Consider the following 18,978-nt stretch of genomic DNA (forward strand, 5'->3'; position numbering starts at 1 on the left):
GGCAGGCAGATGAATACAGACGCGGTGAGAGCCGATTTTCCGATCCTTTCGGACGGAAGCTATATCTATTTTGACAACGCGGCCACGACCCAGCGCCCCCGGGCCGTGCTGGAGGCGGTCAATGCGTTTTACAGCAGCGAGAACGCCAACCCGCTCCGCGGCCTCTACGAGTGGAGTGTCCGTGCGACGGAGTCCTATGAGGCGGCCCGCCACGCGGTGGCGGAGCTGATTGGCGCGGCGGAGGACGCGGAGATCATTTTCACGAGAAATGCAACCGAGTCTCTGAACCTGATCGCCTGCAGCTACGCCCGGACCCGGCTTCGCCCCGGCGACGAGATCGCGGTGGGCATCACCGAGCATCACAGCGACCTGCTGCCCTGGCAGATGGCCGCCCGTGAGACCGGAGCCCGTCTTGTTTTCCTCGAGTGCGAGCCGGACGGCACATACACCGATAACGAGATTGAATCGAAGATCGGGGAGAAGACAAAGATCGCGGCGATCGGTCAGGTCAGCAACGTGCTGGGGACAGAGAACCCGGTTAAGAAAATCGGAGAACGGGTGCATGCTTTCGGCGGCGTTCTGGTGGTGGACGGCGCCCAGAGCGCGCCGCATATGGCGGTGGACGTTCAGGCGATGGGCGCGGATTTCTTCGCGTTTTCCGGCCACAAGATGCTGGCGCCGATGGGGATCGGCGTGCTCTACGGCCGGCGCGCTCTGCTGGAGGAGATGCCTCCGTTCCTGGTCGGCGGGGAAATGATTGAGACCGTGACGAGGGAGGGCGCCACCTACGCGGAGCTGCCGCATAAATTCGAGGCCGGTACGGTCAACGCGGCCGGCGCGGTGGGGCTGCACGCGGCGATCGACTATCTGCGCGGCGTGGGTTTCGACGAGATCCGTAGGCGGGAGGAGCATCTGACCTCGCTTCTGCTTGAGGAGATGCGGGCGGTTCCCCATGTCACGGTGTACGGATCGGAGGATCCGAAACGTCATACCGGCATTGTCTCCTTCAACATCGAGGGATGTCATCCGCATGACGTATCGTCGATTCTGGATATGGACCACATCTGCATCCGCGCGGGGCATCACTGCGCGCAGCCGCTGCTCGAGCATCTGCACGTCAGCTCGACATGCCGGGCGAGCCTGTATTTCTATAACACGGAGGATGAGGTGCACCGGTTCGCGGAGAGTCTGCGCAAGGTGCGGGGCGAGCTGGGCTACAGCGACTGAAGCCGGAGGGAAGAATGATGGATCTGAAACAGATGTATCGCGAGATTATCAATGAGCACAACCTGCATCCGGACCACAAGCATGATCTGGAGAATCCGACTGTGGTGCTCCGGGGCGTCAACCCGAGTTGCGGCGACGATATCAATCTGCAGCTGAAGATCGAGGACGGACGGATCGTCGACGGCAGCTTCAACGGAAGCGGCTGCGCGATCTCCCAGGCGTCCGCCGACATCATGCTTGACAATATCATCGGGAAGAGTGAAGAGGAAGCCCGTCATCTCGGCGATATTTTCATGAGAATGATCAAAGGCGAGGCCGCGGAGTGGGAGATCGAGGAACTGGACGAGGCCGCCGCGCTGCAAAACGTGTCGCATATGCCGGCCCGCGTGAAGTGCGCCCAGCTCGGCTGGCGGACGATGAACGAGATCATCGATGAGGACGAGAAGAAAAAGAAACCGGAATGAACGGCCTGTGTGCCGCCCGGACGGAAGAAGAACGGGACCGGATTCGCCAGACGCGGCGGACCCGGCCCCGTTTTTAAGCCTTGGAAGCTTCCGCTTCTATTTTCAATTTCAAAATATGAAAAGGCCCCGACGGGGGAGCCGACGGGACCTTTCCAGGGGAGTAAAAAATAAATAAGGGGTTGTAAAAAAATTTTTGAAGGGTAAATTCTTTTACATCGACGATTATAGCCGATGACATGCATAAAAGCAACAAAAACTTAACACTATTTTAAAGAAATTTGAGCGAGATGACCGCGGCGGCTGTAAAGACGCTGAAAAAGCCGGACCGGGGCCGGCACACAGGAGCGGAAAATCACCTGTTTCAGGGAATCGGCATGGGCAGGATGACGGCGCTGGCTTATAATAGCAGTACGATCAGAGTGAGAAACGCCGGAATGCCGGCGGCGATGCACTGAGACGGGAAGGAGAAGGCGTATGGCAGAATATGTGATGGCATTCGACGCGGGGACCACGTCCAACCGCTGCATTCTGTTCCGGAAAGACGGACAGATCGCGAGCGTGGCTCAGAAGGAATTTACCCAGTTTTTCCCGAAGCCGGGCTGGGTGGAGCATGACGCCAACGAAATCTGGTCGACCCAGCTCGAGGTGGCCCAGCAGGCGATGGCGAATCTCGGCATCACGGCGGCGGACATTGCCGCCATCGGCATCACGAATCAGCGGGAGACGACTGTGGTCTGGGATCGGCGGACCGGCGAACCGGTCTGCCACGCGATCGTCTGGCAGTGCCGGCGGACCGCCGGATACGCGGATCGTCTGAAGCAGGAAGGACTGACGGATCTGATCCGGAGCAAGACAGGTCTCGTGATCGACGCGTATTTTTCGGCGACGAAGCTGCGCTGGATCCTCGAGAATGTGCCCGGTGCCAGAGAGAAGGCGGAGAGGGGCGAACTGCTCTTCGGAACCATCGACACCTGGCTGATGTGGAAGCTGTCCGGCGGACGGATATTCGCCACCGACTACTCCAACGCGTCCCGCACGATGCTCTTCAATATCCGGACGCTGAGCTGGGATGAGGAGATTCTGAAGCTGCTTCAGATCCCGCGGGCGATGCTGCCGGAAGTCCGTCCGTCATCCGGTCTGTTCGGTTATACCTCGCCGGAGCTTCTCGGCGCGGCGGTTCCGATCGCGGGCGTGGCGGGCGACCAGCAGGCCGCGCTCTTCGGTCAGACCTGCTTCCGTCCGGGGGAAGTGAAGAATACCTACGGAACCGGCTGCTTCATGCTGATGAATACAGGAAACCAGCCGGTGTTCTCGAGTCACGGCCTCGTCACGACGGTCGCGTGGGGACTTGACGGCAAGGTGACGTATGCCCTCGAGGGGTCGATCTTCGTCGCAGGCGCCGCCCTGCAGTGGCTCCGGGACGAGCTCCGGATCATCGACAGCACGCCTGACTCCGAGTATATGGCGACGCGGGTGAAGGACACCAACGGCTGCTATGTAGTGCCGGCCTTTACCGGTCTCGGTGCGCCGCACTGGGACCCGTACGCGCGGGGCACCATTGTCGGACTGACCCGCGGATGCAATAAATACCATATCATCCGTGCCACGCTGGACTCGCTGGCCTATCAGGTGCACGATGTCCTGATGTCGATGCGGGCGGATGCGGGAGCTTCCATTCCGGCGCTCAAGGTGGACGGAGGCGCTTCGGCCAACAACTACCTGATGCAGATGCAGGCCGACGTGATGAACGGCCCGGTGATCCGCCCGCGCTGCGTGGAGACGACGGCGCTGGGCGCTGCCTGTCTCGCCGGACTCGCCGTCGGGTACTGGGCAGGCACCGATGAGATCGAGCGGAACTGGTCGGTGGACCGCATCTTTGAGCCGCAGATCACGGACGAGAAGCGGAGAAAGCTGATACGGGGCTGGAACCGCGCCGTGCAGTGCGCCGCGGGATGGGCGAAGGAAGAAGAGTGAGGTTTGAATTTCACAGGGGCTTCTGATAGTATAGACGGAGCACAGCCTGTCAGAGGCTTATAAGGAAGTCAGGCCGCACGGACGGCACGGAGAGGAACGATGGATCAGAGCAAAATCCGCAATTTCTGCATTATCGCGCACATCGATCACGGGAAAAGCACGCTGGCGGACCGCATCATCGAGATGACGGGCCTGCTCACCGAGCGGGAGATGCAGGATCAGGTGCTGGACAACATGGATCTCGAACGCGAGAGGGGCATCACGATCAAGGCCCAGACCGTCCGCACGGTGTACCGTGCGGACGACGGGGAGGAGTATGTCTTCAACCTGATCGATACGCCGGGGCATGTGGACTTCAATTATGAGGTCTCACGGAGCCTCGCCGCCTGCGACGGCGCGGTGCTGGTAGTGGACGCCACTCAGGGCGTGGAGGCCCAGACGCTGGGCAACGTGTATCTCGCGCTTGATCACGATCTGGAGATCCTTCCGGTCATCAACAAGATCGATCTCCCGAGCGCGCAGCCGGACGAGACCGCGAAGGAGATCGAGGATATCATCGGTCTGGATACGGAGAACGCGCCGCGCATCTCGGCGAAGACGGGGCTCAACGTCCATGAGGTGCTCGAGGCGATCGTGCACCAGCTTCCTGCGCCCTCCGGCGACCCGGACGGACCGCTGAAGGCGCTGATCTTCGATTCGCTCTACGACAGCTACCGCGGCGTGATCGTCTTCATGCGGATTTTCGACGGGTCCGTGAGGAAGGGCTCGAAGGTCCGCATGATGGCGACCGGCGCGGAGTTCGAGGTGACGGAGGTCGGTATCTTCGGGGCGGGAAAATTCATTCCGACCGATGAACTGACAGCCGGCACGGTGGGCTACCTCGAGGCGAGCATCAAAGAGATGCGCCTCACGCGGGTCGGCGACACGGTGACGGACGCAGAGCGCCCCTGCGCCGAGGCGCTGCCGGGCTACAAGGAGCCTCAGCCGATGGTCTACTGCGGCATCTACCCGGCGGAGACGCCGAAGTACCCGGATCTGCGCGACGCGCTGGAGAAACTCCAGCTGAACGACGCGGCGCTTCAGTATGAGCCGGAGACGTCCCAGGCGCTGGGATTCGGGTTCCGCTGCGGCTTTCTCGGTCTGCTCCATCTGGATGTGGTTCAGGAGCGGCTGGAGAGAGAGTATGATCTTGACCTGATCACGACGGCGCCGAGCGTGATCTACAAGGTCCACAAGACCAACGGGGATGTGATCGATCTCACCAATCCGTCCAATCTGCCGGATCCGTCGGAGATCGACTACATGGAGGAGCCGATGGTGCAGGCGGAGATCATGCTGACGACCGAGTACATCGGGCCGATCATGACGCTCTGCCAGGAGCGCCGGGGCGTCTATGAGTCCACGGAGTACGTCGAGACGACCCGCGCTGTCCTCAAATACCGGATGCCGCTCAACGAGATCATCTATGATTTCTTCGACGCGCTCAAGAGCCGCTCCCGGGGCTACGCGTCTTTCGACTACACCTTTGACGGCTATGAGAGAAGTGATCTGACCAGACTGGATATTCTCGTGAACCATGAACCGGTGGACGCGCTGTCCTTCATCGTCTACGCGCCCAACGCCTATGCCCGCGGTTCCCAGATGTGCGCGAAGCTGAAGAAGGAGATCCCGCGGCAGCTCTTCGATATTCCGATCCAGGCGGCGATCGGCTCGAAGATCATCGCCCGCGAGACGGTGCGCCAGGTCCGGAAGGATGTGCTGGCGAAATGCTACGGCGGTGATATTTCCCGAAAAAAGAAGCTGCTGGAAAAGCAGAAGGAAGGCAAGAAGAAGATGCGTGAGATCGGCAGCGTGCAGGTGCCGAAGGAGGCCTTCCTCAACGTGCTCAGACTGGACGAGGAATGATGAACGGAATCGGCCTTTATCTGCATTTCCCGTTCTGCGTGAGAAAGTGCCGGTACTGCGATTTCCTTTCGTTCCCCTCGGATGAGGAAACCAAAGGACGGTACGCGGCGGCCCTGATCCGGGAGATCCGCGCGTACGGCGGCGCACTCCGGGACCGGGAGGTGGACAGCGTCTTTCTCGGCGGCGGCACGCCGTCGGTGATGCCGGTTCCGCATCTCCGCCGGATTTTTGAGGTGCTCCGCGAGACCTTCCGGATCGCGCCCGGCGCGGAGATCACGATGGAGGTCAACCCGGGGACTGTGACGGAACCTCTGATGGAGCTGATCCGGGAGGAGGTCAGCCGGGTCAGTCTGGGCGTTCAGTCCTTCGACGACCGCGAACTGGCGTTTCTGGGGAGGATCCATACGGCTTCGGAGGCGGACCGGAGCGTGGAACGGCTTCGGATGGCGGGCGTGAACAATCTGAATCTGGACCTGATGTCCGGGCTGCCGGATCAGACGGAGGAAAGCTGGGAGAAGACGCTCATCCACGCTCTGTCGCTCAGACCGGAGCATATCAGCGCCTACAGCCTGATCGTAGAGGAGGGTACGCCCTTCGCCGCAATGCGGAAGGAGGGCCGTCTTCCTCTGCCGGATGAGGGTACGGAACGGCGCATGTACGCCCGGACCGGAGAGATACTGGCAGCGGCGGGATTCCGCCGGTACGAAATTTCCAACTACGCGCGGGAGGGCTTTGCCTGCCGCCACAATATCCGTTACTGGCGGCGGGGGGAGTATCTCGGTCTCGGACTGGGGGCGGCTTCGCTGATGGATGAGACCCGCTGGCGGAACACCCGGAGTCTGAAGACATATCTTGACGGTTCGGCCTCGCCGGAAGCCATTCTGAGGGATGTGGAAAGACTGGACCGGAAATCGGAGATCGAGGAATTCATGTTTCTCGGACTGAGAATGACGGACGGCATCACCGAAGAGGCGTTCCGGCACGCGTTCGCTCTTTCGCTTGCCGATGTGTACGGCGATGTGATCCGGAAGCTGGAGCGCGAAGGACTCATGACCGGGGACGGGCGGGGCCGCTTCCGCCTCACGGATTACGGAATCGATATCAGCAACGAGGTGCTGGCGGAGTTTCTGCTGGACTGAGGAACATGCATCCGCCGGCGCCGGACGTGCCGGAGAGAAATCGGAGGAGACGCATATGCCGGGGAATCGGGAAGAAAAACAGGAGCAGCCGCATCTTGCGGTCCGCGGAGCCGTGGTGACCGGAGCGACGGGCGTGGTGGGCAGCGCGCTGGCCGCGGAGCTGGTCCGCCGCGGTATCCGTGTGCTGGCGCTGGTCCGTCCGGATTCACCGAACCGGAATCATCTGCCGGAGGATCCGCTTCTTACGACGGCGGACTGCCCGCTGGAGGCGCTCGGGTCCTTCGTACCGCCGGAGGAGGGCGGATGGGACGCGTTCTTTCATCTCGGGTGGGCCGGCACAAAGGGGCCGTCCCGCGAGGATCCGGATATCCATACGGAGAATATCCGCTATGCCCTGGATGCGGTCCGGCTTGCCCGGCGGCTCGGCTGCCGGGTGTTTGTCGGCGCCGGCTCACAGGCCGAGTACGGCCGGGTGAGCGCACCGCTTGAGCCCGATACGCCGGAGCGGCCGGAGTCCGCCTACGGCATCGGCAAACTGGCGGCCGGCCGGATGACACGGCTTCTATGCAGGCGCGAAGGAATCCGGCATGTCTGGACGAGGATCCTCAGCGTATACGGACCCGGCGACGGTCCGCGCACGCTGGTGACCTCGCTGATCACATCCCTCCTTGAGGGAGAGAAGCCCCTGACCACGGCGGGCGGGCAGATCTGGGACCTGCTTTATTCCGGCGACGCGGCCCGCGCGCTGCTCGCCGCAGCGGAGCGGGGCGCGGACGGGAGGACGTATCTGATCGCCTCGGGCGAGGCGCGGACGCTGCGGAGCCAGATCGAGACGATCCGCGACGCCGTGAGTCCGGGCGCCGCGGTCGGATTCGGAGAAATTCCCTACAGCCCGCGTCAGGTTATGTACCTTGCGGCCGATATCCGTGAGACGGAGCGGGATCTCGGCTGGAGACCGGAGGTGTCCCTTGCGGAGGGGGCGCGGCGGACAGCGGAACAGATCCGGCGGCAGGCGGAAGCAAAGAGGATTCAGCAAGAGGAAGTGTGACGGCAGTACATGACGGATCAGAAATATATACGGATTCGCGGAGCGAATGAGAACAACCTGAAGCATCTTGATGTGGATATTCCGCGAAATGAGCTGGTTGTGTTCACGGGGCTTTCCGGATCGGGAAAGAGCTCGCTGGCATTTGACACGATTTACGCGGAGGGGCAGAGGCGCTACATGGAGTCACTGTCCTCCTACGCAAGACAGTTCCTCGGGCAGATGGAAAAGCCGGACGTCGAGAGCATCGAGGGGCTTCCGCCCGCGATTTCCATCGACCAGAAGACGACCAACCGGAACCCCCGTTCCACGGTGGGGACGGTGACGGAGATCTACGACTACTTCCGGCTGCTTTACGCCCGGATCGGCGTGCCCCACTGCCCGAACTGCGGACGGGAGATCCGGAGGCAGAGCGTGGACCAGATGGTGGACCAGATCATGACGCTGCCGGAGCGGACGAGGATCCAGCTGCTGGCGCCGGTTGTGAGAGGACGGAAGGGCCGCCATGAGAAGACCTTCGAGCAGGCGAAGAAGAGCGGCTATGTCCGTGTGATGGTGGACGGGAATCAGTATGAGCTGACCGAAAAGATCGAGCTCGACAAGAATCAGAAGCACAATATTGAGATTATCGTTGACAGGCTGGTTGTGAAGCCGGGCATCGAAAAAAGACTTACGGATTCCATCGAAACCGTGCTGGGACTGACAAACGGGCTGCTTCTGGTCGACACGATGGACGGCCGCACGATCTCCCTCAGCTCGAATTTCGCCTGCCCGGACTGCGGCATCAGCATCGAGGAAATCGAGCCCCGGAGTTTCTCGTTCAACAATCCGTACGGCGCCTGCCCGGAATGCACGGGACTCGGATACAAGATGGAATTTGATCCGGACCTGATGATCCCGGATCCGACGCTGTCTCTGAACCAGGGCTGCATCGCCGTGATGGGATGGCAGAGCGCGCCGGATGCGAAGAGCTTTACGCACGCGCTGCTCACTGCGCTGGCCGAGGCCTACGGTTTCAGTCTGGATACGCCGTTTGGCGAGCTGCCTTCTTCCGTTCGGAAAATGCTGATCTATGGCACCAACGGCCGTGAAGTCAGCGTCCACTATCAGGGCCAGCGGGGCGTCGGTGACTACGATGTCGCCTTCGAAGGGCTGATCCGCAACGTGCAGAGGCGGTACCGCGAGACGTATTCCGAGGCATCAAAGCAGGAATATGAGAAATTCATGCAGATTACGCCCTGCCCCGTCTGCCACGGCCAGAGGCTCAAGCCCTCCTCGCTGGCAGTCACGGTAGGCGGAAAAAGCATCATCGAGATGACGGAGCTTCCGGTGACAAAGCTGCTGGAGACAGTAAGCGGTCTTGAGCTTACGGATCAGCAGCAGCGGATCGGCGCGCAGATTCTGAAGGAGATCCGGGCCCGCGTCACCTTCCTCCGTGATGTGGGACTCGATTATCTGACGCTTTCCCGGGCGACCGCGACGCTCTCGGGCGGCGAGGCCCAGCGGATCCGGCTGGCGACCCAGATCGGCTCCGGACTCGTGGGCGTGGCCTACATTCTGGATGAGCCCAGCATCGGACTGCACCAGCGGGACAACGACAAGCTGCTGGCGACGCTTCGCCATCTCCGGGATCTGGGCAATTCTCTGATCGTCGTGGAGCATGACGAGGACACGATCCGGGCGGCGGACTGTGTCGTGGACATCGGTCCGGGCGCCGGCGAGCACGGCGGCAGACTGGTGGCGATGGGCACGGCGGAGGACCTGATGAAATGTCCGGAATCCGTCACGGGCCAGTACCTGAGCGGAAAGAAGCGGATCGCCGTTCCGGAGGAGCGGAAAAAGGCGGAGCGCTTCCTCACGGTCCGGGGCGCGGCGGCCAACAATCTGAAGAACGTCGACGTGCGGATTCCGCTCGGCGTCTTTACCTGCGTCACGGGTGTCTCCGGATCCGGCAAGAGCTCGCTGGTCAACGAGGTGCTCTACAAGGCGCTCGCGAGAAAACTGAACCGGGCGCTGGTGGTGCCGGGACCGTACCGGTCCATCGAGGGAACCGAAGAACTGGACAAGGTGATCAACATCGATCAGAGCCCCATCGGCCGCACGCCCCGGTCCAATCCGGCGACCTATACCGGCGTGTTCGACATGATCCGGGATCTCTTCGCATCGACAACCGACGCGAAGATGCGCGGCTACACGAAGGGACGGTTTTCCTTCAACGTAAAAGGCGGCCGCTGCGAGGCTTGTCAGGGCGACGGCATCATCAAGATCGAGATGAATTTTCTGCCGGACGTCTATGTGCCCTGCGAGGTCTGTCACGGGCACCGGTACAACCGGGAGACGCTGGAAGTTCTCTACAAGGGAAAGAGCATCTACGACGTGCTCAATATGACGGTGGAGGAGGCGCTGGCCTTCTTCGACAAGGTACCGAGGATCCGGAGGAAACTGCAGACGCTTCATGACGTGGGACTTGACTATATCCGTCTCGGCCAGCCCTCGACCCAGCTGTCGGGCGGGGAGGCCCAGCGGATCAAGCTGGCCGCGGAGCTCTCGAAAAAGGCAACCGGCCGCACGATCTACATCCTCGATGAGCCGACGACCGGACTGCATTTCGAGGATGTCCGGAAGCTGATCGGAATCCTTCAGCGTCTCCGGGATCAGGGAAATACACTCGTCGTGATCGAGCACAATCTGGATGTCATCAAGACGGCGGATTACATCATCGACATGGGACCGGAGGGCGGCGATGGAGGCGGCACCGTGATCGCCGAGGGCACGCCGGAGGAAATCACAGAGGTGCCCGGGTCATGGACAGGAAAATATTTAAGGCCGTATCTGGAGCGGGACAGGAACAGGACGCCGGAGGAAGACGCGGGATGAGCGGAAGCGCGCACCGGTCCGCAAAAGGCGGATGCCCGGGGGAGGATTGAAAACCGGCTCCGCGTCTGAGGCGCGGCGGCCGTGTTCATCGGAAAGACAGGGAGCGGGTTATGGCATTTACGGATATCGGAATCGATATGGGCACCAGCGATATGGTCGTCTGGTACAAGGGGAAGGGCGTGATCATCCATGAGCCGACGATCGTCGCCTATGACAAGGAACGCGATCATATCGTTGCCTTCGGTGAGGAGGCGCGGCAGCTGGTCGCGCACAACAAGGGAAACATCGTGGCGATCCGGCCGTTCCGGAACGGCACGATTTCGGATTTTCAGGTGACGGAGCAGATGCTCCGGTACTATATTCAGGCGGCGATCGGCCGCAACATGATCCGCAAGCCGAACATCTCCCTCTGCCTCCCGAGCGGCGCCACCGCAGTGGAAAGACGGGCGGTGGAGGAAGCCGCGTATCAAGCGGGCGCGCGGGACGTGGTGATCGTAGAGGAAACGGTGGCGGCGGCGATCGGGGCCGGCATCGACATCACCAAGCCGGTGGGCAATCTTGTCGTGGACATCGGCGGCGGCACGACGGACATCGCGGTGCTTTCGATCGGCGCGCCGGTGATCTCGGATTCCCTGAGGATCGCGGGCGCGGCCTTCAACGAGCAGATCGCCCGGGCGATCCGCCGGGACCACAACCTTTTCATCGACAACGATCAGGTGGAGGATGTCAAGATCCGTGTCGGTACCTGCTTCAAGCGGCCGAAGGTCGAGACGATTCAGATCAACGGACGGAACGTTCTCACCGGACTTGAGAAGACGGCCTCCATCACATCCGAGGAGATCCGCGAGGCCCTTGAGGACAGCACGTCACGGATTGCCGACGCGGTCCACGGCGTGCTGGAGAAGACTTCGCCGGAGCTGGCGGCGGACATCACGACGCGCGGGATCGTGCTGACCGGCGGCGGTGCCCTGCTGGACGGTCTGACGGAGCTTTTAGAGGAGAGAACCGGCATCAACACGATGGTAGCGGAGAATCCTTCCGAGTGCGTGGCCGTGGGTACGGGACTCTACTGCGAGCTGATGGACCGGCTCGGACGCATCGATTTCTGACGGATGAAAGGGGGATCATGCAGGAGCGCATCACAGGCGTGATAGAGCATGTCATCTATCGCAACGAGGACAACGGCTACACAGTCTGTACGCTGCGCGGAGAAGAGGGCGAGATCACCTGTGTCGGCTATCTCGCCGGGCTCCGCGAAGGGACCGGCATCGAAGCCGAGGGCGCTTACACGGAGCATGCGGCCTACGGGCGTCAGTTCCGGATCGACTCGTTTACATACCATGAGCCGGATACGGCGGACGCGATCGAGAGCTATCTTGCCTCCGGCGCGATCCGCGGCATCGGCGCGGCGCTGGCGAAACGGATTGTGAAGCGTTTCGGAAACGATACGCTGCGGATTGTCGAGGAAGAGCCGGAGCGGCTGGCCGAAGTGAAGGGCATCAGCGAGCGGAAGGCCAGAGAGATCGGCGGACAGGCGGCGGAGCAGTCCGATATGCGCAAAGCGATGCTTTTTCTCAGCCGGTATGAGATTTCACTCCGGATGGGCATCCGGATCTACAAGACCTACGGGGAGAATATGTATGAAATCCTCCGGACCAACCCTTACCGTCTCGCGGAGGATATCGACGGAATCGGATTCCTGACGGCAGACCGGCTGGCCCGGGAGATCGGGATCGACGCGGGATCCGGTTACCGGATCCGGAGCGGTCTTCTCTACGTGCTGGCCGCGGCTGCCGGAGAAGGCAGCGTGTACCTCCCCGAGGAACAGCTGATGAGCCGCGCCGTGTCCCTCCTCAGTGTGGACGGAGAGCAGGTGCGGCATGAACTCACCGGGCTCTGCTTCGAGCGGAAGGTCGTGCGGAAGGAGAATGACGGGCAGCCAATCGTCTACGCGGGGAGCTATTATCATCTGGAGCTCAGCTGCGCGCGGATGCTGCTGGATCTCTGCGAGCCGTCCGGCGTCACCCGGGAGGCGGCGGAGAAGGATGTGGACGCGCTGGAAGAGGACGGCCGGATCGTGCTGGACGAGCGCCAGCGGGAGGCGGTGATCGGCGCAGCGATGAACGGCGTGTTGGTGCTGACCGGCGGGCCGGGTACCGGCAAGACGACCACGATCAACGAGCTGATCCGCTACTTTCGGAGAAAACGGGCTTCCGTCCTGCTGGCGGCGCCCACAGGACGCGCGGCGAAGCGCATGACGGAGACTACCGGGTACGAGGCGTCGACGATTCACCGGATGCTGGAGGTGACTTCGCCGGCGGAGGATTCGCCGGAAAGCGTGACCTTTGACCGCAATGAGACGAATCCGCTCGAGGCGGACGTCGTTATCATCGACGAGATGTCGATGGTGGATATCTTTCTGATGCATGCCCTGCTGTCCGCCGTGGCGGTCGGTACGAGGCTGATCCTCGTGGGCGATGTGGACCAGCTTCCGTCCGTGGGTCCGGGCGCGGTGCTGAAGGACATCATCGCCTCGGAGGCCTTTCCCTGCGTGCGGCTGGACCGGATTTTCCGTCAGGCGGAACGCTCTGATATCGTCGTCAACGCCCACCGGATCAACCGGGGCGAGCAGATCTCGCTTGACAACCGGAGCCGCGACTTCTTTTTTCTCCGCCGCAGCGATGTGAACCGGATCATCAGCGGCATCATCGAGCTTGTCAGCCGGAAGCTTCCGCCCTATGTTGACGCGAAGCCGTATGATATTCAGGTGCTCTGCCCGATGCGCAAGGGACCGCTGGGCGTCGAACGCCTGAACGGAATCCTGCAGCGCTATCTTAATCCGCCGTCCGAACGGAAGGCGGAAAAAATCTTCGGCGATCATCTGTTCCGGGTGGGCGACAAGGTCATGCAGACGAAGAACAATTATCAGCTGGGCTGGGAGGTCCGCGGCCGGAACGGCGTGCGGACGGACAGCGGGGACGGCATATTCAACGGAGATATGGGCGTGATCCGTTCCATCAGCGATGCGGGTCAGTGCCTGGAGATCGAATTTGACGAAGGACGCTTTGTCGAGTATCCCTACGGGGCGCTGGAGGAGCTGGAGCTCGCTTATGCCGTGACGATCCACAAGGCCCAGGGCAGCGAGTACCCGGCCGTGATTCTGCCGCTGCTCACCGGCCCGCGTCTTCTGATGACGCGGAATCTCCTCTACACGGCGGTGACAAGGGCAAGGAGCTGTGTCGTGATCCTCGGAAGCGAGGAGACGGTGCGCGGCATGATCGGAAACGAGTCCGAGGAGCATCGCTACACCTCCCTCGACGTCCGGATCCGGGAACTGGTCAGCGGGCCGGAGGGCGCGGAGGATCCGATGCCCTGCGGCCCGCCGGGACGGCCGGAGGAGACGCCGTTTTCCGGACAGCCGGAGAGCACGGCAGCAGGTACGAAAGAGGAGATGCCGCTTTCCGGACAGCCGGGAAGAGAGGCGGATGACCTGCTGTACGAACCGCCGTTCTGAAGGCGGCGCACAGCCGCCGGATCTGTCCGGCACAGCGTTCCGCGGCAGCGGCGGCATCCTTACTCTCTGCAGGAAGGCGGTGAACTGCGTGAAAGAGAAATGGTACGATCCCCTGCTTGATCTTCTTTATCCGCCGCGATGCCCGGTCTGTCACGGCATCGCGCCGAAACGAGGCGTCATCTGCAGGGAATGCATGCCGCGCCTGCCGGTGATCCGCTCCCGGCGCTGCCGGATCTGCGGCCGGCCGGTGCCGGAGGACGAACCGTACTGCGGGGACTGCCTTCGGACGAAGCACGCCTTCTCACAGGGAATGGGGCTCTATCTCTATGACGATGTGATGCGGGAGTCGATCGCGGCCTTTAAATACAAGCGCCGGCGGGAATACGGCTCCGTGCTCGGACGCCTGCTCTTTCTGGGTACCCGCGACCGGGTGGATCTGTGGAAACCGGATGTCGTGATCCCGGTTCCGCTTCACGCGGACCGGCTCCGGCAGAGAGGATACAATCAGGCCGCCCTGCTGGCCGGACCTGTGGCGGAGGGAAACCGGCTGCCGATGGATGAAAAACTGCTGCTCCGCACAGGACGGACAAAAGCGATGAAAGCGCTGGACGCCGGGGAACGGAGGGAGAACATCCGCGGCGCGTTTTCTCTTGCGCCCGGGCGGACGGCGCCGCGCCGGGTCCTTCTGATTGACGATATTTTCACCACAGGCGCCACAGTCGACGCCTGCGCGGAGGCGCTGCGGGCCGGCGGCGCCCGCGAGGTGTATTTCCTGACACTCTGCACGGGAGCCGGATCGTCCGGGCGTCTCTGAGCGGAGGAAGAGCCGCGGCGAAGAATTGCCTTCCGTTCTGCTCCGGCCGGCGCGGAATAACCCCCCGAGAGGCTTCCGCCGAGAGGCGCCTTCCGGTATGATGATCGTCGGAAAAGAAAAACGGAAGGAGAATTTCCATGCATATTCCCGAAAACTATCTGAGTCCCCAGACCTGCGCGGTGATGACGGCCGCGATGGTTCCCGTATGGACCCACGCGGTGAAAAAGGTCCGATATGAGATCCCGAAGGCGAAGATGCCGCTTCTTGGCGTGGCCGCGGCGTTTTCCTTCGTCGCGATGATGTTCAACGTCCCGCTTCCGGGCGGCACGACAGGCCACGCGGTCGGCGGCACGCTGGTCGCGATCCTGCTCGGTCCCGATGCGGCATGCATGTCCATCACGATCGCGCTGGCGATCCAGGCGCTTCTGTTCGGTGACGGAGGCGTGCTGGCGCTGGGCGCGAACTGCTTCAATATGGCGTTCCTTCTTCCCTATGTGGGGTACGGGGTCTACAGCGCGCTGCGCCATGCCATGAAACAGAAGGACAGCCGGTATCTTCCGGCCGCGGTCGGCGCCTACGCCGGCATCAATGCGGCCGCTTTCGCTGCGGCGGTGGAATTCGGTATCCAGCCCGCGCTGTTTCATAACGCGGAGGGCCGGGCGTTGTACTGCCCGTACGGGCTCAACGTTTCCGTCCCGGCGATGATGATCGGCCATCTGACCGTATTCGGAATCGCGGAGGTGGTGTTCACGGTAGCGCTCTGCGCCTTTGTCGGGAGAACGGCGCCGGGACTTTTCCGCGACGCTTCGGTTTCGCTGAAGAAGAGAACCGGACTGAAACCGCTGATCATTCTGCTGGCGGTTCTGATCTGTCTGGTTCCGCTGGGACTGCTGGCGGAAGGGACGGCCTGGGGCGAGTGGGGCGCTGATGAAATCGCGTCGGTCGTGAGCGGAGGAAAGACGCTGAACTATACGCCCTCCGGCATGAAGAACGGATTCAGCCTTTCCTCACTGCTGCCGGACTACACGGTGGCCGGGCTACCGGACGCCGCCGGCTATATCGTATCGGCTGTCATCGGTGTCGCGCTGGCGATCATCATCTTCCGCCTGATCGCGGCGGGGATGAGGGAAAAGAAAGATTTCAGACTGGACGGGAGCGCGAACGGATGAGCGAAACCCGGACCGGGGAGATCCCCGACTGGATGCTTGAGGAAGAGGTATATGAGCCGAAGAAGGACCGGGAGCGGTTCATTTCGGGGAGCCTCCTCAAGCTGATGAGCATTCTGTCAAATGCACGGGAGGACGGCAGCATCCGGATCGGAGGCACCAGCCCTTCCGTGAAGGTTCTTTGTACACTCTATCTGCTGATTCTGACGGCCTGCAGCCGGAACGCGTTCTTTTCCTACTGCGTTCTGGCGGGCTGTCTTGTGCGTTACTGTATCCTTCCGGGGCGATATCTGAGAAGAATCATCCGGAGCGGCGCGGCGGCGGCCGCCTTCAGTATGCTGCTCATGCTGCCTGCCGTATTCATGGGCCAGCCGAACACGATGCTGACGGTGTCGCTGAAGGTGTTTATCTCAGTCAGCCTGATCGCCTGCCTTGCGGCGACGACGCCCTGGAACCGGCTGACCGAGACGTTTCACATGTTTCATATCCCGGATCTCTTTATCTTCACCTTTGATCTGACGCTGAAGTACATCGTGATTCTCGGCGATCTCTGCGTGAACATACTGACCGCGCTGCGGCTGCGGTCCGTCGGCCGCAACCGGAACAAGAAGGAATCCTTTTCCGGCGTGCTCGGCCATGTCTTCATCCGTTCGAGGGAAATGGCGGAGGAGATGTACGGCGCGATGCAGTGCCGCGGGTTCGAGGGAGAGTATCACAGCATCAGAAAGAAACGGTTCCGCTGGGCGGATCTTCTGTATGCACTGCTCGCGGCAGCCGTGACGGCCGCGTTCTGGTATCTGGAAAGGATGGCGGCATGACTGGAAATATCATGGAACTCAGAGACGTCTGCTTCGCGTATGAGGATCAGATCGCGCTCCGCTGCATTACCTTTAATATCGCAAAGGGTGAGACCATCGTGCTTGAGGGACCGAACGGGTGCGGCAAGTCGACGCTGTTAAGGCTGCTCAACGGGCTGGTCTTCGCGGATGAGGGAACCTACCGGTTCGAGGGCAGGGAGATTTCGCGGCAGAGCATGAAGGACTCCGTCTTTTCGAAATGGTTTCATCAGCGGGTCGGATTCGTTTTCCAGAACTCGGACGTGCAGCTTTTCTGTCCGAACGTCGAGGAGGAGATTGCCTTCGGACCGTCCCAGATGGGCCTTCCGGAGGCGGAGGTGAAGCGCCGGACTGACGATGTGATCACGCTTCTCGGCATCGATTCTCTGAGGGAGCGGGCGCCCTATCATCTGAGCGGCGGAGAGAAGAAGAAGGTGGCCATTGCGTGCATTCTGTCGATGAACCCGGAGGTTCTCGTGCTGGACGAACCGCTGGCGGGACTTGACCGGCCAACGCAGGAGTGGCTGATCGGTTTTCTTCTGAAGCTGAAGAAGGCGGGCCGGACGATGATCATCGCCACACACAACGAGGAGCTGGCCGAGAAACTGGGAGACCGGCATATCTTCTTCAATGACCGTCATGAGGCGGAGGAGCTGCAGGTATTCTATCATTCTCACCGGCACTGCCACGTCGTCAGTCCGGGAAACTCGGAGGCGGAACTGGTTTACGAAGGGATCGAGCATCACAGCCATGACGAGGAGAAGGAAGGCTGAACCGTCCGGGGCCGGATCTGAGGGACCGGACTGGGGCATGAAAGAAAACGGAACGGGAACCGCGGCGGCTGCAGAAACGCAGCTGCCGCGGTTTTTCGGAAATCCGGCGGATCGGAAACCGATTGGCAAATGGCTCCGGCCGGAATACAATGCGGATAAGGAACAGACGGAACGGGCGGCTGCATGCTTTGGAACGGAAAGGCGCGGCAGGGAGGACGCTATGATGGAAGTCGATACGAAAGGCGAGCTTTCTCTTAAAAAGATCGCGGAGAGCGGACAGACCTTTCGCTGGAGAGAAGAATCGGACGGCTGGTGGCGGATCGCGGCCTTTGACCGGGTGCTGCGCGCGCGTCAGGATGGCCGGATGCTTACACTGGCGTGCACGCGGGAAGAATACGAGACGGTCTGGCGGAGCTATTTCGATCTGGATACGGATTATGCGGCGATCCGCCGCACCATTCCGGCGGAGGACGCATACCTGACGGAAGCCGCCGCCCGCGGCAAAGGAATCCGGATCCTCCGGCAGGATCCGTGGGAGATGACCGTGACCTTCATCATCTCCCAGCGAAAGAACATCCCGGCGATCCGGACCTGTGTCGAGAAGCTGTGCCGGATGACGGGCCGGAGACTGCGCGCGGATTCCGGCCCTCTGACGGCGGAGAAAGCATCCGGAGGACGGCCGGGAAGCGGTACGGACAGCGGCGGCGAAGCGGAATACTGCTTCCCGACTCCGGAGGAAATCCTCCGTCTCCGCTGTTCGCGGGCGGAGGGACGGCCCGAGGGCGAGGAGCCGCTCTGCTCCTTCCGGCAGGCCGGGTTTGACAGCTGCTCGCTGGGATACCGAATGCCCTATATCCGTGCGGCGGCGGAATGGGCCCGGGACCGCGGCGGACGAACCGCGGAACGGCCGGATCCGGAGTCCTTACGGGAGGGGAACGGCGGGCTGAGAGGGCTGGAAGCACTCTCAGACGGCGAGCTGATGGAGACGCTTCTCGGTATCCGGGGCGTGGGCGTCAAGGTCGCCTCCTGCATCATGCTGTTCGGATTCCACCGGCTGAACGCTTTTCCCGTCGACGTCTGGATGAAGCGGGCGCTAGAGACGCATTACCCCCAGGGCTTTTCCCTTTCTTCATACGCTCCTTACGCGGGTGTGATGCAGCAGTACATGTTCTGCGAGGAGAGGAGAAGGCATGCCGCGTCCGGCTCCTCCCGGAAGGAAAATTGACGTTTCGTCCGGATGCCGT

15 protein-coding genes are annotated in these 18,978 nt (G+C 61.8%); all 15 read left to right on the forward strand.

All coding sequences use genetic code 11. The features are described 5' to 3' along the window. Nucleotides 1–9 precede the first annotated feature (9 nt). The 15 genes from G4C92_RS10860 (at nt 10) to G4C92_RS10930 (ending at nt 18,959) form a co-directional block, all read left to right on the forward strand. On the forward strand, nt 10–1,227 hold the full coding sequence (locus G4C92_RS10860) for an aminotransferase class V-fold PLP-dependent enzyme (RefSeq protein WP_274939863.1): 1,218 nt from the start codon (nt 10–12) through the stop codon (nt 1,225–1,227). Between the two features lie 17 nt (nt 1,228–1,244). Next, the gene (sufU, locus tag G4C92_RS10865) at nt 1,245–1,691 is read left to right on the forward strand and encodes a Fe-S cluster assembly sulfur transfer protein SufU (protein WP_274942002.1); all 447 of its coding nucleotides are present in this window, start codon (nt 1,245–1,247) and stop codon (nt 1,689–1,691) included. 278 nt (nt 1,692–1,969) lie between these two features. Beyond that, on the forward strand, nt 1,970–2,146 hold the full coding sequence (locus G4C92_RS10870) for a hypothetical protein (protein WP_274939864.1): 177 nt from the start codon (nt 1,970–1,972) through the stop codon (nt 2,144–2,146). Between the two features lie 19 nt (nt 2,147–2,165). After that, a complete protein-coding gene (gene glpK, locus G4C92_RS10875) occupies nt 2,166–3,665 on the forward strand; it encodes a glycerol kinase GlpK (RefSeq protein WP_274939865.1) in 1,500 nt (499 codons plus the stop codon). A 99-nt stretch (nt 3,666–3,764) separates the two neighbouring features. Further along, entirely contained in the window at nt 3,765–5,570 is a 1,806-nt protein-coding gene (gene lepA / locus G4C92_RS10880) for a translation elongation factor 4 (protein ID WP_274939866.1), read from the forward strand. Continuing rightward, nucleotides 5,567–6,709: a radical SAM family heme chaperone HemW gene (gene hemW / locus G4C92_RS10885; protein ID WP_274939867.1), complete on the forward strand. Its 1,143-nt coding sequence runs from the start codon at nt 5,567–5,569 to the stop codon at nt 6,707–6,709. Before lepA ends, hemW begins: the two co-directional genes overlap by 4 nt. Before the next feature lie 55 nt (nt 6,710–6,764). Further along, on the forward strand, nt 6,765–7,757 hold the full coding sequence (locus G4C92_RS10890; protein WP_274939868.1) for an NAD-dependent epimerase/dehydratase family protein: 993 nt from the start codon (nt 6,765–6,767) through the stop codon (nt 7,755–7,757). Between the two features lie 9 nt (nt 7,758–7,766). Beyond that, entirely contained in the window at nt 7,767–10,631 is a 2,865-nt protein-coding gene (uvrA, locus tag G4C92_RS10895; protein WP_274939869.1) for an excinuclease ABC subunit UvrA, read from the forward strand. Between the two features lie 110 nt (nt 10,632–10,741). After that, nucleotides 10,742–11,740 carry a rod shape-determining protein gene (gene mreB / locus G4C92_RS10900; RefSeq protein ID WP_274939870.1) on the forward strand — a complete coding sequence of 333 codons (999 nt, stop codon included), beginning with the start codon at nt 10,742–10,744 and terminating at the stop codon, nt 11,738–11,740. A 17-nt stretch (nt 11,741–11,757) separates the two neighbouring features. After that, complete coding sequence (gene recD2 / locus G4C92_RS10905) at nt 11,758–14,145, forward strand: SF1B family DNA helicase RecD2 (RefSeq protein WP_274939871.1); 2,388 nt, start codon at nt 11,758–11,760, stop codon at nt 14,143–14,145. Continuing rightward, on the forward strand, nt 14,117–14,959 hold the full coding sequence (locus G4C92_RS10910; RefSeq protein WP_274939872.1) for a ComF family protein: 843 nt from the start codon (nt 14,117–14,119) through the stop codon (nt 14,957–14,959). Before recD2 ends, G4C92_RS10910 begins: the two co-directional genes overlap by 29 nt. Nucleotides 14,960–15,096: 137 nt before the next feature. Further along, nucleotides 15,097–16,128: a cobalt transporter CbiM gene (gene cbiM / locus G4C92_RS10915; protein WP_274939873.1), complete on the forward strand. Its 1,032-nt coding sequence runs from the start codon at nt 15,097–15,099 to the stop codon at nt 16,126–16,128. Then, nucleotides 16,125–16,943 carry an energy-coupling factor transporter transmembrane component T family protein gene (locus tag G4C92_RS10920; RefSeq protein ID WP_274939874.1) on the forward strand — a complete coding sequence of 273 codons (819 nt, stop codon included), beginning with the start codon at nt 16,125–16,127 and terminating at the stop codon, nt 16,941–16,943. The genes cbiM and G4C92_RS10920 overlap by 4 nt, the downstream gene beginning before the upstream one ends. After that, nucleotides 16,940–17,734 (forward strand): energy-coupling factor ABC transporter ATP-binding protein, encoded by a 795-nt coding sequence (locus G4C92_RS10925; protein WP_274939875.1) that lies wholly within the window; start codon nt 16,940–16,942, stop codon nt 17,732–17,734. Before G4C92_RS10920 ends, G4C92_RS10925 begins: the two co-directional genes overlap by 4 nt. A 220-nt stretch (nt 17,735–17,954) precedes the next feature. Continuing rightward, nucleotides 17,955–18,959 carry a DNA-3-methyladenine glycosylase family protein gene (locus G4C92_RS10930; protein WP_274939876.1) on the forward strand — a complete coding sequence of 335 codons (1,005 nt, stop codon included), beginning with the start codon at nt 17,955–17,957 and terminating at the stop codon, nt 18,957–18,959. Nucleotides 18,960–18,978 lie beyond the last annotated feature (19 nt).

This window comes from Chordicoccus furentiruminis (assembly GCF_019355395.1).
GTDB classification, from domain to species: domain Bacteria; phylum Bacillota; class Clostridia; order Lachnospirales; family Lachnospiraceae; genus Chordicoccus; species Chordicoccus furentiruminis.

What these genes read in the sequence shown, in the direction of transcription:
- G4C92_RS10860 (WP_274939863.1), top strand. Translation starts at nt 10, where the DNA reads ATGAATACAGACGCGGTGAGAGCCGATTTTCCGATCCTTTCGGACGGA.
- sufU (WP_274942002.1), top strand. Translation starts at nt 1,245, where the DNA reads ATGGATCTGAAACAGATGTATCGCGAGATTATCAATGAGCACAACCTG.
- glpK (WP_274939865.1), top strand. Translation starts at nt 2,166, where the DNA reads ATGGCAGAATATGTGATGGCATTCGACGCGGGGACCACGTCCAACCGC.
- lepA (WP_274939866.1), top strand. Translation starts at nt 3,765, where the DNA reads ATGGATCAGAGCAAAATCCGCAATTTCTGCATTATCGCGCACATCGAT.
- hemW (WP_274939867.1), top strand. Translation starts at nt 5,567, where the DNA reads ATGATGAACGGAATCGGCCTTTATCTGCATTTCCCGTTCTGCGTGAGA.
- G4C92_RS10890 (WP_274939868.1), top strand. Translation starts at nt 6,765, where the DNA reads ATGCCGGGGAATCGGGAAGAAAAACAGGAGCAGCCGCATCTTGCGGTC.
- uvrA (WP_274939869.1), top strand. Translation starts at nt 7,767, where the DNA reads ATGACGGATCAGAAATATATACGGATTCGCGGAGCGAATGAGAACAAC.
- mreB (WP_274939870.1), top strand. Translation starts at nt 10,742, where the DNA reads ATGGCATTTACGGATATCGGAATCGATATGGGCACCAGCGATATGGTC.
- recD2 (WP_274939871.1), top strand. Translation starts at nt 11,758, where the DNA reads ATGCAGGAGCGCATCACAGGCGTGATAGAGCATGTCATCTATCGCAAC.
- G4C92_RS10910 (WP_274939872.1), top strand. Translation starts at nt 14,117, where the DNA reads ATGACCTGCTGTACGAACCGCCGTTCTGAAGGCGGCGCACAGCCGCCG.
- cbiM (WP_274939873.1), top strand. Translation starts at nt 15,097, where the DNA reads ATGCATATTCCCGAAAACTATCTGAGTCCCCAGACCTGCGCGGTGATG.
- G4C92_RS10920 (WP_274939874.1), top strand. Translation starts at nt 16,125, where the DNA reads ATGAGCGAAACCCGGACCGGGGAGATCCCCGACTGGATGCTTGAGGAA.
- G4C92_RS10925 (WP_274939875.1), top strand. Translation starts at nt 16,940, where the DNA reads ATGACTGGAAATATCATGGAACTCAGAGACGTCTGCTTCGCGTATGAG.
- G4C92_RS10930 (WP_274939876.1), top strand. Translation starts at nt 17,955, where the DNA reads ATGATGGAAGTCGATACGAAAGGCGAGCTTTCTCTTAAAAAGATCGCG.